The sequence below is a fragment of the Oerskovia turbata genome, from assembly GCF_000718325.1.
Lineage (GTDB): Bacteria > Actinomycetota > Actinomycetes > Actinomycetales > Cellulomonadaceae > Oerskovia > Oerskovia turbata.
In genome coordinates this window covers 40,046-54,616 of record NZ_JOFV01000017.1, presented here as the reverse complement: position 1 = coordinate 54,616, position 14,571 = coordinate 40,046, and the positions used below count along the sequence as shown (strand labels likewise).

Below are 14,571 nucleotides of genomic sequence, written 5' to 3'. Positions count from 1 at the left end.
CCCACCCGAGGGGGAACGTCATGAAGAAGTTCTTCGTACTGCTGCTCGTTGCCGGAGCCGGATTCTTGATCTGGCGCAAGGTGTCCGAGGACAACAACGAGCGCGATCTCTGGGCAGAGGTCACCGACACCTTCGAGTGACGGTCTCTGCGAGGTAGTCCGCACGATCTGGGGCCATGGCGCAATTGGTAGCGCACCTGCTTTGCAAGCAGGGGGTTAGGGGTTCGAGTCCCCTTGGCTCCACAGAGTGAACAGGCCGTCGGCCGGGTCTCGACCCGGCGGGCGGCCTTTCGCGTGCCCTGACCACGCATCGGCCGAGGGGCGCGGGCCGCGAACGCAGAGAGCCCCGACCGGCGCCGCCGGTCGGGGCTCTCTGGCTCTGCGGGGTGGACTCAGACGGTCGGCTTCTTGCCGTCCGTGGCGTCGCCCTCGTCGCCCGACGGCGCAGCATCCTTGGCCCGCGTGGTCGCCTTGCGCGTCGCCTCCTTGGCGTCGCTCACGGCCTCCTGGACCTTCCCGGTGATCTTCTCCCCCGCGTCGGTGACGGCCTCCTGGACCTTCCCGCCCGTCTCGCGCCCCTTGGCGACGGCGGCACCTGCGGCCTCGCCGACGGCCTCCGCCGCGTTGTTGACGGCCGCGCGTGCGTCGTCGAAGGTCGAGGCGGGCACCTGGTCCCAGGGCTCGGCCCAGGGGTCGGTCGTCGGCTGCGCGCGGCGCCACAGGACGTAGGCGCCGCCCGCGGCGGTGACTCCGCCGACGACCCACCACAGGGTCTTGCTCTTCTTCTGGGGGTCGGCCTTCTCCGCGGCGGCCGTGAGCTTGGCAGGAGCCGCCTTGGCCGCCTTCTTGGCGGACCCGGCCGTCGCGTCGAGCCCCTTCTTCGCAGCCTTGGCGGCCTTCTTCGTCGCCCTCCTGGACATCTTCTCGGCGGTCGCCGCCGACGCGACCGTGGCCGCTGCGGCGGCCTCGACGTTGCGGGACGCGGCCTCCGCGGCGGCTGCCGCTGCGGCGTTGAAGCTCGCGACGATCTTCGGCAGGACCTCGTCGACCAGCTTGTCGTGGGCCGTGTCGATCGCCGGGCTGGCCTTCTCCGCAGCCTTCTCCACACGCGGGGCCGCTGCCTGGAGGCTGTCCTGCCAGGCCTTCTCGAGGCGGGGCGTGACCCACTCGACGAACGCCTCGACCTTGGGCTGGCCCCACTCCTTGGCCTGGTCGGCGAGCTGGGCCGCGGTCGTCTGGGCCTTGGCTCCTGCGTCACCGACGAGCGCGGCGACGTCGGCTGCCTGATCCTTGATCTTCTCCGAGTCGATCGACGAGATCGTGTCGTTCACGACACGAGCGGAGCGGCGGGTGCGGTCGGACATGGAGACTCCTGATGTTCGCTGTGCTGGTCATGGGCGCTGGAACTCCACTCTGCCACCGTGCCAAGGGACCCGCGAGACAAGCGCGCCGAGGCCCCCGGACACCAGTCGGGCGACTGGCCGTGGCCACAGCCCGTCGTGTGAGAATGAGGGCATGTTCGCAACCCTCCACACCACTGCTGGTGACATCCGCATCGAGCTCCTGCCGAACCACGCGCCCAAGACGGTGGCGAACTTCACCGGTCTGGCGAAGGGCACCACGACCTGGACGGATCCCCGCACGGGCGCCGAGAGCAACGCGCCGTTCTACGACGGGCTGATCTTCCACCGCGTGATCCAGGACTTCATGATCCAGGGCGGTTGCCCCCTGGGCACCGGGACCGGCGGTCCTGGCTACACGTTCAACGACGAGATCCACCCCGAGCTCCAGTTCGACCGCCCGTACCTGCTGGCCATGGCCAATGCCGGGTCGCGTCGCAACCCGGTCTCGGGCGAGGTCGAGGGGACGAACGGTTCGCAGTTCTTCGTCTCGACGATCCCCACGCCGTGGCTCAACGGCAAGCACACCATCTTCGGTGAGGTCGCGGACGACGAGTCGCGTGCGGTGGTCGACGCGATCAACACGACGCGGACGCGTCCGGGTGACCGCCCGGTCGAGGACATCGTCATCACGTCGGTCACCATCGAGGACTGACCATCTCCGTCCCCGCCTTCGGGACACCGGAGCCGGCCCAGCCGGCTCCGGTGTGTCCCCGACACCCCGACCGAGTCTCCTACGTCCGCTGCCAGCGCTGCGGACGTCCGGCCTGCCCCGAGTGCCAGCGGCCTGCCGCCGTCGGGGTGCAGTGCGTGGACTGCGTCCGGGAGCAGGCGCGCAGCGCTCCGCGCACCCAGACCGTCCTGGGGGGCGCGGTCCGTGGCGGACGTCCCGTCGTCACGTTGACGATCGTCGCGCTGTGCGTCGGGAGCTGGTTGCTCCAGCTCGCGACGGGCGGTGAGTGGACCCGGCAGCTGGCCTTCGCGCCCTTCATCGGTGAGGCCGAGCCGTACCGCTTCCTCACGGCCGCGTTCCTCCACTCCACGGGTGTCTTCCACATCCTGTTCAACATGTACGCGCTGTGGATCACCGGGCCGTTCCTCGAGCAGATGCTCGGCCGGGTGCGGTTCGTGGCCCTGTACGTTCTCGCGGCCCTGGGGGGCTCGGTCGGCGTCCTGCTGCTCGCGGACCCGGCGTCGCAGAGCTGGTACACGGCGGTCGTGGGGGCGTCCGGTGCGGTCTTCGGGCTCTTCGGCGCGATCCTGGTCGTCCTGCGCCGCCTGGGCCGGAACGCGACCCAGATCCTGGTCCTGATCGGGATCAACGTGGCGATCGGCTTCATCCCCGGCACCAACATCGCGTGGCAGGCGCACCTGGGCGGGCTCGCGGTCGGTCTGGTCCTCGGGGCGGGGTACGCCTACGCGCCCAAGGCGCGTCGTGCGGTGTGGAGCGTGGGCGTGACGGTGCTCGTCGCCGTCGTGCTCGTGGCCCTCACGGTGCTCAAGTACTCGTCGGTCCCGGGGTATCCGCTGTTCTGAACCGACTACTCGACCTCGAATAGTTATCCACAGAGTTACTCACACCTGTGGAACTACAGCGGTGTAGTTATCCACAGCCTCGGTCGACAGGTCGGATCGAGCACAGGGTGGGTCCGCAGCACTGCGGACCCACCCCGCATCGAGACCCACGACCGGCGGAAGACCCGTGCGACCGGCTACTTCCAGCGCGTCGTCAGGACGAATCCCGCGATGATGAGCGCGAACCCGATCGCCAGGTTCCACTGGTGGATCGCCGGGATCGGCAGCCCCAGGCCGCTGCTCGTGAGGTAGAAGATGACGATCCATGCCAGGCCCAGCAGCATCAGGGAGAGCATGGTCGGGACGAGCCAGCGGGGGTTGCCCGTGTCAGGCTTCTTCACCTGCGGGGCCTTCACCTTGACTGGCTTCTTGCGGGACTTCGACTCGGGCACGAGAGCTGGCTCCTGTCCTCGGTATGCGTGTTCCTGGCACGTGAGCTGTGCAGGAGCTGTGTCGGGTGGGACGAAGCGGCGCTGCGCGACGTCGTGAACGGCAACGCCATTCGACGTCTAGCGTAGTGGGCGGACAGAATGGCCGTGTGCACGGTGACCGGAGGTGAGTCAGGGAATGAGCCAGGACGACCGGAGTGACGACCGGAGCCTCGACGCGCCTCACCGCAGCGTCCGGGGCGACGGCGGCCGGGACGCGCCCGTCGAGGGCGACGCTCCCGAGGTGAGCCCACCACCGACCTCCCGCGGACGACGCATCCGGTCGGGCGTCACGGTGCTCCTGGTGCTCGCGCTCTCCGGACTCATGTTCACGGCGAGCGCCCGGCTCGCTCGCAACCAGGACGGGCGCCACCCCCAGAACCTGACCGACCTCGTGCAGAACGAGGAACGCCGCGTCGAGACGATGACCGGCCAGGTGGTCGCGCTCGAGACCGAGGTGACGGCCCTGGCCCAGGAGCTCGCCCCTCCCGAGCCGACCGTGCCCGAGGTCGTGGTGAACACGGGGATCGTGGCCGGGTCGGTCCCCCTCACCGGACCGGGCCTCAGCGTGACCCTCGACGACGCGCCGCCCACCCAGCAGTCCCGGAGCGCCAGCGTCGACGACCTCGTGGTCCACCAGCAGGACCTGCAGGACGTCATCAACGCCCTCTGGGCCGGAGGCGCGGAGGCCATGACCCTCCAGGGCCAGCGTGTGACCCCGACGACCGCGTTCCGCTGCGTCGGCAACGTGCTCAACCTGCACGGGCGTGTCTTCTCGCCGCCGTACGTCGTCGCCGCCGTCGGCGACCCCGCGGCCCTCCAGGCCTCGCTCGACCGTTCGCCGGCGATCAGCATCTACCAGGAGTACGTCGACGCGTACGGGCTCGGGTGGAAGGTCGAGAAGTCGACCTCGCTGGACATCCCTGCGTTCGAGGGCTCCACCGACCTGCGGTATGCAAGCGTGCCCGGCGAGAAGGACCAGGCGTGACGGCGTCGTCGGGACCGGTGCGCCACGTACGCCCCGACCGCGGCCGACCGCGCGCCCGCCGCAGCGCCGTCTCGACGGTCGCCGGGGTCGTCGGCGAGGCCCTGATCACCGTGGGTGCCCTCCTCGGCCTGTTCGTCGTGTGGCAGCTCTGGTGGACGGACGTCCAGGGGGCTCGCGAGCAGGCAGAGGTCCTGCAGAGCATGGGATGGGAAGTACCCACGGACGAGGCCGTCGAGGTCCGGCGCGACGAGCCACCGGTCGCCGAGCAGCCCGCCGTCGGTGACGTGTTCGGTCAGCTCTTCGTCCCGCGCTGGGACGACGCCGTGATCCCGCTCGCGCAGGGGACGGACAAGCGCACGATCCTCGACAAGGCGATGGCGGGCCACTACCCCGAGACGGCCATGCCCGGAGCCGTGGGCAACTTCTCGCTCGCCGCGCACCGCATGACGTACGGGGCCCCGTTCCACCGGGTCGAGGAGCTCGAGGTCGGCGACCCGCTCGTGGTCCGCTCGGACGACACCTGGTACGTGTACCGCGTGGCCGAGGGTTTCGTCGTCCAGCCGCACCAGGTCGAGGTCATCGCGCCCGTCCCCGGCGAGCCGGGCGTCGAACCGACGCAACGTTTCCTGACGCTCACGACGTGCCACCCGATCGGCCTGAACTCCCTGCAGGAGCGGTTCATCGTGCACGCCGAGCTCGACTACTGGCTGCCCGTCGCCGACGGGCTGCCGCCCGACCTCGTGGGCCACGTGCCCGACGAGCTCGTCGCGGCGCCCCCGGAGGCTGCCGAGGGCGCCGACGGGCCCGCTCCTGCGGGACGCGCAGGGGCGCGCGCCGTGGACACCGTGACCGGCCCGACGAACGGGGGACGATGATGTATGGAGCGCTCTGGCGTGTGCTGCCAGGTCCGGCGTGGCTCCGGGTGCTGCTGCTGCTCGTCCTCGCAGCGGCCGTGGTGCTCGTGTGCTTCGAGTGGCTCTTCCCGATCGTCGCCGAGTACATGCCGTTCAACGAAACGACCGTCGAAGGAACAGGTGGGTAAGGGATGGTCCGCATCCTCGTCGTGGACAACTACGACTCGTTCGTCTACACGATCGTGGGGTACCTGAACCAGCTGGGTGCCCGCACGGTCGTCGTGCGCAACGACGCCGTCCCTGCCGTGGGCGCGGACGGCCGTTTCCGGGACGACGACGGCGCGTTCGACGGCGTCCTCGTCTCGCCCGGTCCCGGCACCCCCGCCGAGGCAGGGCAGAGCGAGGACGTGATCCGGGCGTGCGCCGCCTCGCGCACGCCGATGCTCGGCGTCTGCCTGGGCCATCAGGCGCTCGCCGAGGTGTACGGCGCGACCGTGACGCACGCCCCCGAGCTCATGCACGGCAAGACGAGCCTCGTCGAGCACGAGGACACGGGCGTGCTCGCGGGCCTCGCCTCTCCCTTCACCGCGACGCGCTACCACTCGCTCGCGGTCGTCCCCGCGACGGTTCCGGCCGAGCTGGTCGTGACCGCCGCGACGCAGAGCGGGGTCGTCATGGCCCTCCAGCACCGCGACCTGCCGCTGCACGGCGTCCAGTTCCACCCCGAGTCGGTGCTGACCGAGGGCGGGCACCGGCTGCTCGCGAACTGGCTCACGCTGTGCGGGGCGTCGGACGCCGTCGAGCGCTCGGAGGGCCTCGCGCCGCTCGTGCGCCGCTGAAGGGGCGCCGGCAGGGTCTGCTGAGGGGGCGCTGCGGGCCGAGAGGTCGGCCCGGGGCGGACGGGCGCCGTAGGTCAGCTGCCGTGTCGCCTCGACACCTGCACCACGCGTGCGAGGGCCCGGCACCACAGGGTGCCGGGCCCTCGCACGTCGTCGTCCTACGGCTCGTGACGGGTCGTCACGGGGTCGAGTTCCCGCCGCCTCCGTCGTCCCCGCCGCCGCCGTTCCCGCCGCCGGCGGGCGGCCCGCTCGAGATCACGAGGTCGACCTTCGCTCCCTCTTCGAGGACGGCATCCTTCTCAGGGTTGGACGAGATGACCCGGCCCTTCGGGACCGTGGCGGACTCCTTCTCGGTGATGTTGCCAGGGTTGAGCTGGCGGCCGCCGAGCGCCTCGATGGCTTCCTCACGCGTCATCCCCACCACGTCGGGCACGTTCGTCATCTCCGGACCCGTCGGCGCGGGGGCCTCGGCGATGGTCAGCGTGACCTTCTGGCCTTGCTTGCCCGGGCCCGGGCCCGGGTTCTGCTTGATGACCGTGCCCTCGGTCTTGGTGCTCTCCTCCTCGACGATCGCGTAGCTGAGGTCGAGGTCGTCCAAGGCCGCTTCCGCGTCGGCCTGCGGAAGGCCGACCAGTTCCGGGATGTTGATGAGGCCGCTCGAGATGAAGATCTTGACCGACGATCCTGCCGGGGCGCTCGCACTGGCCGCAGGGTCGGTCCGGGTGACCAGCCCCTTCTTCACGGTGCCGTTGTCCTCCTGGTCGACCGTCGGGTCGACCACGAGTCCGGCGTTCTCGATCTCGGCGCGAGCCTGCTCCTGGGTCAGGCCCGCGACGTCCGGGACGATCACGGCGTCAGGGCCCGCCGAGAAGTACACCGTGACCTCGGTCCCCTCCTCGACGGACTCGCCGCTCGGGGGGGTCGAGCTGACGAACGTGTCCTTCGGAAGGTCCGACTCCTGGTCGATCGCCTTCAGGAACGTGAGCCCCACCTCGTCGAGGGCTTGCTCGGCCTGTTCCGGTGTCGTGGTCGCGCTGAACGGCGGGACGGTGACCATCTTCGGCTCAGGGGGCTGCTGGTTGAGCAGGAACATCGTGATGATCGCGGCGATCGCGACCGCGCCCACGGCGATGAGCGCCCACATGAGGCCGCGCTTCTTGCCCGACCCCTCGTCGTCGGGCTCGCCCTCGGTGAGCGGCCCGCCGGGCTGTCCCGGGGGGACGGCGGCGGGGACCCCGGTGGTCTCCCACGGGTTCGGCGGACCCGCGACGGCCGGACTCATGACCTGCGTCGCGTTCTCGAGGGGGCCCTGCACCTGGGTCGCGGCGAGAGCCGCGGCACCTGCGGCAGCAGCCGCTGCCACGCCGAGCGCGGGCGCGGTGATGTGCCCCCCACGGACGGCGTTCTCCAGGTCGTTGCGGAACTCGGCGGCGCTGCTGTAGCGGGCCGTGCGTTCCTTGGCGAGCGCCTTGAGCGTGATGCGGTCGAGGACCTCGGGGACGTCCGGGGCGAGGTCGCTCGGCTTCGCGGGGGCCTCGCGCACGTGCTGGTACGCCACGGCGACCGGTGAGTCGCCGATGAACGGGGGACGCCCCGTGAGGAGCTCGAAGAGCAGGCAGCCCGTGGAGTACAGGTCGCTGCGCGCGTCGACCGTCTCACCGCGGGCCTGCTCGGGTGACAGGTACTGCGCGGTGCCGATCACGGCGTGCGTCTGCGTCATGGTCGCCGCGGAGTCCGCGACGGCACGGGCGATGCCGAAGTCCATGACCTTGACGGCGCCGGTCGGCGTGATCATGACGTTGGCGGGCTTGATGTCGCGGTGCACGATGCCGGCGTGGTGGGAGTACTCGAGGGCCGACAGCACGCCCGCGGTGATCTCGATGGCCTCGTCGATCGGGACGGCCTGGCCGTCGCCGAGGATGTCGCGGACCGTGTGGCCCTCGACGTACTCCATGACGATGAACGGCACGTGCGCCGTCCCGCCGCCGGGCTCGACGTGGGTGTCCTCACCCGTGTCGTAGACCGCGACGATCGCGGGGTGGTTCAGCGCCGCTGCGGCCTGTGCCTCTCGGCGGAACCGGGCCAGGAACGACGGGTCGCGCGCGAGGTCCGAGCGCAGGATCTTGATCGCCACGGTCCGTCCGAGACGGGTGTCGTGGCCGATGTGCACCTCGGCCATACCGCCTCGGCCGATGAGCTCACCGACCTCGTACCGGCCGGCGAGTACCCGGGGAGCGTTGTCCACCACTTAGGAGTCCTTCGATGTCGTCGGGGCCGAGGACCCAGAAGGGCTCGGCACAGTACTGAGCATCATCCCATCGTCGGACGGAAGGTCCGGGGACGAATGCAACGATCTGGTCACGTTCGGGGCGTGTGCGGCCCCCTCGGAGCGTTCGTCGCCGCCCCCCACGAGGGTCGCGACGAGCACGACCAGCAGGAGCCCGAGGAGGGCGAGCAGCGGCCACGAGAAGCCCTTGGCGAATCCACCGATCCGCTGGCCCGTCGTGGTCGACGTCCTGACGGGCGGTGCGTCCTGGGACGCGCGCCGACGCTCGGCGCGGGTGACACCGGCAGGGGCCGCCCTGCCGGGGCTGCTCGCCACGGTGGTGCGCGACGGCGTCGGGCGGGGGTCCATGCGACGGGGACGTGTCGCCGACGCGCCACCGTGCATCTCCCGCCGGGGCGGGTACGAGCGCGGGGCGTCCGGAGGCGGGTCCGCCGCGACGGGGGCCGAGGCGCGCTCCCACGGGAGCGCGGTCGACTCGGCCGGTCCGGGAACGGGAGGTGCGGGAGGCGGCGGCGGTGGGGGCGGGAACGCCTGGCCGTCGAAGACGGGGGTGCTCGACGGCGCGACCGGCGCGACCGGCGCGACCGGGGCCACGGCCGGCGCTGCCGCCGATGCCGCGGACGGAGCCGAGAGCGCCGAGTGGCCCGTCTGGGCGGAATAGCCCGACGGGGCCGAGTAGCCCGACCGCGCGGAGTCCTGCGACCGCGGGGACGAGACCGTCGGCAGCGGGCGCGACCGCAGCTCCTCGGGGATCTCGAGCGGCGTCGGCGAGCTGGGCGGCGGCGCCGCGCCGTGACGGGCGGGCTGCGTGCGGCGCGACCGGCGCGACGGTCCGCCCGCGCGAGCGGTCGCCCCCCACGGGTCGCGTGCGATGGTCTCGACGAGGTCGTCGAGCGTCTGTGCGAGCGCCGACGCCGGCATGGGGCGCGCCTTGGGGTCCTTCGCGAGCATCGCGTAGATGAGCGAGGCGAGCGACGGGTGCACGTGCGCAGGCAGCGGCGGCACCTTCTCGTTGACGTGCGCGACCGCGATGTCCACAGGGGTGGACCCCGTGAACGGCCGGTTCCCGGCCACCGACTCGTACGCCACGATCCCCAGCGCGTACACGTCGGAGGCGCCCGTCGCGGCCTGCCCGATCGCCTGCTCGGGCGACAGGTACTGGGCCGTGCCCATGACCATGCCCGTCGCCGTCATGGGGATCTGGTTCGCGGCGAGGGAGACCCCGAAGTCGGTGATCTTCACGACCCCGCGCGGCTCGAGCAGGATGTTGCCGGGCTTCACGTCGCGGTGCACCACGCCCGCGACGTGCGCGGCGTGCAGCGCCCGAGCGGTCTGCGCCAGGATGGGCAGCAGCTTGGACGGCATGAGGACGGGCTCGCGCTCCAGGAGGTCCGCCATGGGTTCGCCCATGACGAGCTCCATGACCAGGTAGCCCGACTGGTTCTGCTCGCCGTAGTCGTACATCTGGGCGATGTTCGGGTGCGACAGCGCGGCGCTGTTGCGCGCCTCGGTGCGCAGGCGCTCCAGGAAGTCCTCGTTGCCCGCGTACTCCTCGCGGAGCAGCTTCACCGCGACCTCACGGCCGAGCGCGCTGTCGTTCGCGACCCACACCTCGCCCATGCCGCCGATCGCGATCCGGCGCACGAGGCGGTAGCGGTCGCCCAGCGCGAGCCCTTCCACGGGCCTCACGTGTTCAACACCGCCTCCATGACTGCCTTCGCGATCGGAGCAGCCACGGCGCCACCCGTGGCCTCGTTGCCGCTGTCACCGCCGTTCTCGACGATCACCGCGACCGCGACCTGCGGGGCGTCGGCGGGGGCGAAGCCCGTGAACCATGCGTGCGGGGCCTTCTCCGGGTCGTTCTCGGCCGTGCCGGTCTTCCCGGCGACCTGGACGCCGGGGATGCGCGCGGGCTTGCCCGAGCCGTTGTCCACGACCCCGACCATCATCGACGTGAGCTGCTGGGAGACCGTCGGGGAGACCGACGTGCGCAGGAGCGACGGCTCGGTCTGCTCGACCACGTCGAGGTCCGCTCCCCGGACCGTCTGCACCGTGTAGGGCGTCATCTGCTTGCCGCCGTTGGCGATCGCGGCCGACACCATGGCCATCTGCAGGGGCGTGACCTTGACCTCGCCCTGGCCGATCGAGGCACGCGCGAGCTCCGCCGCGTCGTCGGTGACCTCCGTGGACGGGAAACGGCTGGGCGTGACCGTCATGGGGACGGAGAGGTCCGTGTCGAACCCGAAGGCCTCGGCCTGGTCCCGGACGGCCTCGTCACCGAGCGTGACGCCGAGGTCCGCGAACGCCGTGTTGCACGAGATCCGCAGGGCGTCCGCGAGCGTCTGCTCGCCCGTCGGGGAGCAGCGGGTGCCGCCGAAGTTCAGGAGCGTCCTCGTCGAGTTCGGGTACTGGTACTCGTCCGGGGCGGGAACCACCGTGTCCGGCGTGTACTGCCCGGACTCGAGGGCCGCCGCCGAGGTCACGACCTTGAACGTCGAGCCGGGCGGGTACGTGTTGCCCGCGATGGCCCGGTTGACGAGCGGGTCGCCGTCGGCGTTGATGAGGGACGTGTAGGCCTCGCTCGCAGCCTTGGTGTCGTGGCTCGCGAGGACGTTCGGGTCGTAGGACGGCTTGGAGACCAGGGCGAGGATCTTCCCGGTCGACGGCTCGATCGCGACGACGGCGCCACGCTGCTCACCCAGCGCGTCGTACGCGGCCTGCTGTGCCGCGGGGTCGATCGTGAGCTCGACCGACGCCCCCTGAGGCTTCTGGCCGGTGATCATGCCCTGGAGCCGGTCGATCCACAGCGTGCTCGCCTGGCCGTTGAGGAACGCGTTCTCGCTGCGCTCGATCGCGGACGTGCCGTTGACGATCGAGAAGAACCCGGTGACGTGCCCGAACACGGGCCCGTTGGTGTAGGAACGCTGGTAGCCGTACGGGTCGTCGACCGGGGTCGAGAGCGCGACCGACTCCCCCGCGACGACGATGGGCCCGCGGAAGTTCCCGTACTCGCGGTACACCTGGCGCTTGTTGCGCGGGTCGTCGTTGAGCGAGTCCGCCTGGACGAACTGGATGTAGGTGGTCGAGACCATGAGCGCCAGGAACATGACGAGCACGACGGTCGCCACGCGGCGCAGGGGGACGTTCACAGGTTCTTCCGCTCGGTGTCGTCGATGATCTCGGTCGCCCCGGTCATCGGGTCGCCACCGTCCTGGGGGCGGTCGGTGCGCACGACCTGCGTGGGCAGGTCCTGGGAGGGAGCACCACGCGAGGGCCCGACGACGGCGCTCGCCTCGCCCGCCTCGACGGCGACCTGGGAGCCCGCTCCCACCGCGACGGGCTGGCTGCCAGTGGTCGGACCGGTCGCCGCCTGCGACGGGGCGACCTGGCCGCGCACGGGGAGGGACGACGGGCGGCGCGCGTTGTCGGAGATCCGGAGCAGCAGGCCGACCACGAGCCAGTTCGCGAGCAGCGACGAACCGCCCTGCGCGACGAACGGCATGGTCAGACCGGTGAGCGGGATGATGCGGGTGATCCCGCCGATCACGACGAAGAGCTGCCACGCCATGACGAACGCGAGACCGCCCGCGAGGAGCTTGCCGAACCCGTCGCGCACGCCGATCGCGGTCCGTAGTCCGCGCTCGACGAGCACGAGGTACATCACGAGGATCGCGAGCAGACCTGCGAGCCCGAGCTCCTCACCGAGGGACGTGTAGATGAAGTCCGAGTAGGCGTACGGCACGAGGCGCGGGTAGCCCTGCCCCCAGCCGGTGCCGGTCAACCCGCCGTTCGCGAGCCCGAACATCCCGCCCACGAGCTGGCCCGAGCCTCCCGGGTCGCGGCCGAAGATCTCGGGGGCCAGCGGGTTGAGCCACACGTCGACGCGCGCCTGGACGTGGGGGAACGCCGACGCGGCGACGACCGCACCCACCGCGAACATGCTCAGGCCGATCGCGACCCAGCTGAACCGCTCGGTCGCGATGTACAGCATGGCGACGAACAGGCCGAAGAACAGGAGCGAGGTACCCAGGTCGCGCTCGAAGATGAGGACCGCGAGGGAGGCTGCCCACACGATGACGAGCGGGCCGAGGTCGCGCAGGCGCGGCAGCTGGAGCCCGAGGACCTTGGGACCGGCGAGCGCGAGCGTGTCCCGGTTGGTCACGAGGTAGCCCGCGAAGAAGATCGCGAAGGCGATCTTCGCGAACTCGGCGGGCTGGAGCGACATGCCCGCGATGTTGACCCAGATGCGGGCGCCGTTGATGTTGCGGCCGATGACCGGGAGCAACGGCAGGACGACGAGCACCAGGCCGACGATCATCGCCGTGTACGAGTACTTGCGCAGGGTCCGGTGGTCCTTGAGCAGCCAGACGACGCCGCACGCCGCGACGACGCCGAGCACTGTCCACATGAGCTGCTTCGAGGCGAGGTCCGACGGGGACCCGACGAGCGAGCCGCCGATGGCGATACGACCGATCATCGCGAGGCCGATGCCGTTGAGCGCGACCACGACCGGCAGGATCACCTGGTCCGCGTAGGGCGCCTTGATCCGCAGGACCACGTGCGCGCCCACGGCGAGCACGACCAGGACCAGGCTGTGGACGACGAAGTCGTCCGGGAGCGCGTCCTGGAGCCCGAACCCGACCGAGGCGTAGGCGCCGATGCCGATCACGAGGGCGAGCACGAGCAGGCCCGCCTCGGCCCGGCGCGACGGGCGCCTCGTGGAGGGTGCGGTGTGCGGCTCGACCGTGGCCATCAGGGCGCCGCCGGGGGGACCGTGGTGTCAGCCGGAGGGGCTGCCGGATCGACGGGGGCTGCCGGATCGAGCGGTGCTGCCGGGTCGACGGGTGGCACCGTCGCGGTGTCCGCGGGGGCCGCGGGCTGCTCCGTGGTCTCGGAGCCGGTGTCGGTCTGGGCGTCGGCCACCAGACGGGTCGCGCGTTCGAGGGCGTCGTCGAGCGACGTGGCGCTGATGGTCTCGTGCAGGCGGTCGACGACGTACGGCGGCAGGTCGTCGACCTTGTCCCCCGTGAGCTTGACCGGGGTCGACAGCGTGAGCGGTCCCGCGCTCGTCGGGACGCCGCGGAAGACCGCGACCTGGCCGTCGGCGACACCCACGTAGTACTGCTCCTGGGTCCAGCGGTACCCGTACAGGGCGCCGGCACCGATCACCGCCAGGACGACGAGGGTCACCACCGGGGCGATCCATCGCCGGGTGCGCCTGGCGGGCCGCACGTCCGCGTCGTCGCCGGCCGGGACCGCGGTACCTTCCGTGCCGTCGGGCAGGGCCTGGGAGGTGTCGGTGGGCTCCTCGTCCGCGGCGGCCTGCTGCTGGGCGGCGCTCGCCGTCGCGACGAGCGAGGCCGCCCGCGCGGCCGGACCGTCCTGGGCGGACGTCGGGCGGTCGCGGTCGATCGCCGCAGAGCCGACGACGACCGGTGCCGTCGAGGGTCCGGCGCCGTCGGGCAGGGTGTCCAGGTCGACGACGTCGACGACGACGACCGTCACGTTGTCCGTGCTGCCCGCGCGCAGCGCGAGGTGCAGGAGTCGCTCGGCGCACTCGTCGGTGTCCTCGACCGCGACCAGGGTCTGCTCGAGCGTCTCGAGGCTGACGAAACCCGAGAGGCCGTCGGAGCAGAGCATCCAGCGGTCACCCGGCCGGGCCTCGCGGACCGACATGTCGGGCGTCAGGTCGACGTCGAAGTCGCCGAGGACCCGCATCACGACGTTGCGCTGCGGGTGGTACTCGGCCTCCTCCGGGGTGATGCGGCCCGTGTCGACCAGGTGCTGGACGAACGTGTGGTCGGTCGTGACCTGGTTCAGGACCCCGTCGCGCAGCAGGTACGCGCGCGAGTCGCCGAGGTGCGCCATCGCGAGCGTGTTGCCGCTGCGCAGCAGGGCCGTGACGGTCGTGCCCATGCCCGCGAGCTCAGGTGTCTGCTCGCTGCGCTCGACCAGGTCGAGGCGGGCGTTGTCGATCGACGACTCCAGCAGGGCGAGGGCCTCGTCGGGGCCGTGCGACTCGCCGTCGAGCGGGGCGAGAGCCGCCACGGCGAGCGACGACGCGACGTCGCCCCCGGCGTGACCGCCCATCCCGTCCGCCACGACGACGAGGTGCGGACCCGCGTAGCCCGAGTCCTGGTTGTTCGACCGGACCAGGCCCACGTCGGAGAGAGCGGCGTACTTCAGCGCGATGTTCATGCC

14 protein-coding genes and 1 tRNA gene are annotated in these 14,571 nt (G+C 71.4%); 8 read left to right on the top strand and 7 right to left on the bottom strand.

Features of this window, described 5'->3' with window-relative positions:
• Positions 1-20 precede the first annotated feature (20 nt).
• A complete protein-coding gene (locus IE95_RS20910) occupies positions 21-140 on the top strand; it encodes a DLW-39 family protein (RefSeq protein ID WP_210410998.1) in 120 nt (39 codons plus the stop codon).
• 29 nt (positions 141-169) lie between these two features.
• Positions 170-242 (top strand) — tRNA-Ala (locus IE95_RS0115915).
• A gap of 149 nt (positions 243-391) precedes the next feature.
• Here IE95_RS0115915 and IE95_RS19765 read toward each other — a convergent pair.
• Positions 392-1,363, bottom strand: a complete 972-nt coding sequence (locus tag IE95_RS19765; RefSeq protein WP_084690351.1) for a hypothetical protein — start codon at positions 1,361-1,363, stop codon at positions 392-394.
• 151 nt (positions 1,364-1,514) lie between these two features.
• On the opposite strand from IE95_RS19765, the gene IE95_RS0115905 reads away from it, so the two are divergent.
• Together IE95_RS0115905 and IE95_RS0115900 are read left to right on the top strand one after the other, a co-directional pair.
• Positions 1,515-2,054: a peptidylprolyl isomerase gene (locus IE95_RS0115905; protein WP_030152603.1), complete on the top strand. Its 540-nt coding sequence runs from the start codon at positions 1,515-1,517 to the stop codon at positions 2,052-2,054.
• Positions 2,055-2,209: 155 nt separating this feature from the next.
• Entirely contained in the window at positions 2,210-2,935 is a 726-nt protein-coding gene (locus IE95_RS0115900) for a rhomboid family intramembrane serine protease (RefSeq protein WP_420819397.1), read from the top strand.
• 176 nt (positions 2,936-3,111) lie between these two features.
• Here the strand turns inward: IE95_RS0115900 and IE95_RS0115895 are convergent, their stop codons facing one another.
• Positions 3,112-3,366: a cell division protein CrgA gene (locus tag IE95_RS0115895; RefSeq protein ID WP_030152601.1), complete on the bottom strand. Its 255-nt coding sequence runs from the start codon at positions 3,364-3,366 to the stop codon at positions 3,112-3,114.
• Between the two features lie 175 nt (positions 3,367-3,541).
• Here IE95_RS0115895 and IE95_RS0115890 point away from each other — a divergent pair, with 175 nt between their 5' ends.
• The 4 genes from IE95_RS0115890 to IE95_RS0115875 are packed head-to-tail and all read left to right on the top strand — an operon-like array spanning position 3,542 to position 6,083.
• Positions 3,542-4,390 carry a DUF881 domain-containing protein gene (locus tag IE95_RS0115890; RefSeq protein ID WP_084690350.1) on the top strand — a complete coding sequence of 283 codons (849 nt, stop codon included), beginning with the start codon at positions 3,542-3,544 and terminating at the stop codon, positions 4,388-4,390.
• On the top strand, positions 4,387-5,265 hold the full coding sequence (locus IE95_RS0115885) for a class E sortase (protein ID WP_084690349.1): 879 nt from the start codon (positions 4,387-4,389) through the stop codon (positions 5,263-5,265). The genes IE95_RS0115890 and IE95_RS0115885 overlap by 4 nt, the downstream gene beginning before the upstream one ends.
• Complete coding sequence (locus IE95_RS20535) at positions 5,262-5,432, top strand: hypothetical protein (RefSeq protein WP_157283436.1); 171 nt, start codon at positions 5,262-5,264, stop codon at positions 5,430-5,432. Before IE95_RS0115885 ends, IE95_RS20535 begins: the two co-directional genes overlap by 4 nt.
• A gap of 3 nt (positions 5,433-5,435) precedes the next feature.
• A complete protein-coding gene (locus tag IE95_RS0115875) occupies positions 5,436-6,083 on the top strand; it encodes an aminodeoxychorismate/anthranilate synthase component II (RefSeq protein ID WP_030152598.1) in 648 nt (215 codons plus the stop codon).
• Positions 6,084-6,261: 178 nt separating this feature from the next.
• Here IE95_RS0115875 and pknB read toward each other — a convergent pair whose 3' ends face one another.
• From pknB to IE95_RS0115850, 5 genes are read right to left on the bottom strand one after another with little or no spacing between them, the layout of a single operon-like run.
• Positions 6,262-8,331 carry a Stk1 family PASTA domain-containing Ser/Thr kinase gene (pknB, locus tag IE95_RS0115870; protein WP_030152597.1) on the bottom strand — a complete coding sequence of 690 codons (2,070 nt, stop codon included), beginning with the start codon at positions 8,329-8,331 and terminating at the stop codon, positions 6,262-6,264.
• Positions 8,332-10,059, bottom strand: coding sequence for a serine/threonine-protein kinase (locus tag IE95_RS19760; protein ID WP_051703198.1), 1,728 nt, complete (start codon positions 10,057-10,059; stop codon positions 8,332-8,334). It abuts the gene before it with no gap.
• The gene (locus IE95_RS0115860) at positions 10,056-11,519 is read right to left on the bottom strand and encodes a peptidoglycan D,D-transpeptidase FtsI family protein (protein ID WP_030152595.1); all 1,464 of its coding nucleotides are present in this window, start codon (positions 11,517-11,519) and stop codon (positions 10,056-10,058) included. Before IE95_RS0115860 ends, IE95_RS19760 begins: the two co-directional genes overlap by 4 nt.
• Complete coding sequence (locus IE95_RS0115855; protein WP_084690348.1) at positions 11,516-13,123, bottom strand: FtsW/RodA/SpoVE family cell cycle protein; 1,608 nt, start codon at positions 13,121-13,123, stop codon at positions 11,516-11,518. Before IE95_RS0115855 ends, IE95_RS0115860 begins: the two co-directional genes overlap by 4 nt.
• Positions 13,123-14,568, bottom strand: coding sequence for a PP2C family protein-serine/threonine phosphatase (locus IE95_RS0115850; protein ID WP_036572304.1), 1,446 nt, complete (start codon positions 14,566-14,568; stop codon positions 13,123-13,125). The genes IE95_RS0115855 and IE95_RS0115850 overlap by 1 nt, the downstream gene beginning before the upstream one ends.
• Positions 14,569-14,571: the final 3 nt, after the last annotated feature.

Excerpts from the sequence above, each read along its gene's own strand:
- IE95_RS0115850 (WP_036572304.1), bottom strand. The coding sequence starts at position 14,568 with ATGAACATCGCGCTGAAGTACGCCGCTCTCTCCGACGTGGGCCTGGTC.
- IE95_RS0115855 (WP_084690348.1), bottom strand. The coding sequence starts at position 13,123 with ATGGCCACGGTCGAGCCGCACACCGCACCCTCCACGAGGCGCCCGTCG.
- IE95_RS0115905 (WP_030152603.1), top strand. The coding sequence starts at position 1,515 with ATGTTCGCAACCCTCCACACCACTGCTGGTGACATCCGCATCGAGCTC.
- IE95_RS0115890 (WP_084690350.1), top strand. The coding sequence starts at position 3,542 with ATGAGCCAGGACGACCGGAGTGACGACCGGAGCCTCGACGCGCCTCAC.
- IE95_RS0115875 (WP_030152598.1), top strand. The coding sequence starts at position 5,436 with ATGGTCCGCATCCTCGTCGTGGACAACTACGACTCGTTCGTCTACACG.
- IE95_RS20535 (WP_157283436.1), top strand. The coding sequence starts at position 5,262 with ATGATGTATGGAGCGCTCTGGCGTGTGCTGCCAGGTCCGGCGTGGCTC.
- IE95_RS19765 (WP_084690351.1), bottom strand. The coding sequence starts at position 1,363 with ATGTCCGACCGCACCCGCCGCTCCGCTCGTGTCGTGAACGACACGATC.
- IE95_RS20910 (WP_210410998.1), top strand. The coding sequence starts at position 21 with ATGAAGAAGTTCTTCGTACTGCTGCTCGTTGCCGGAGCCGGATTCTTG.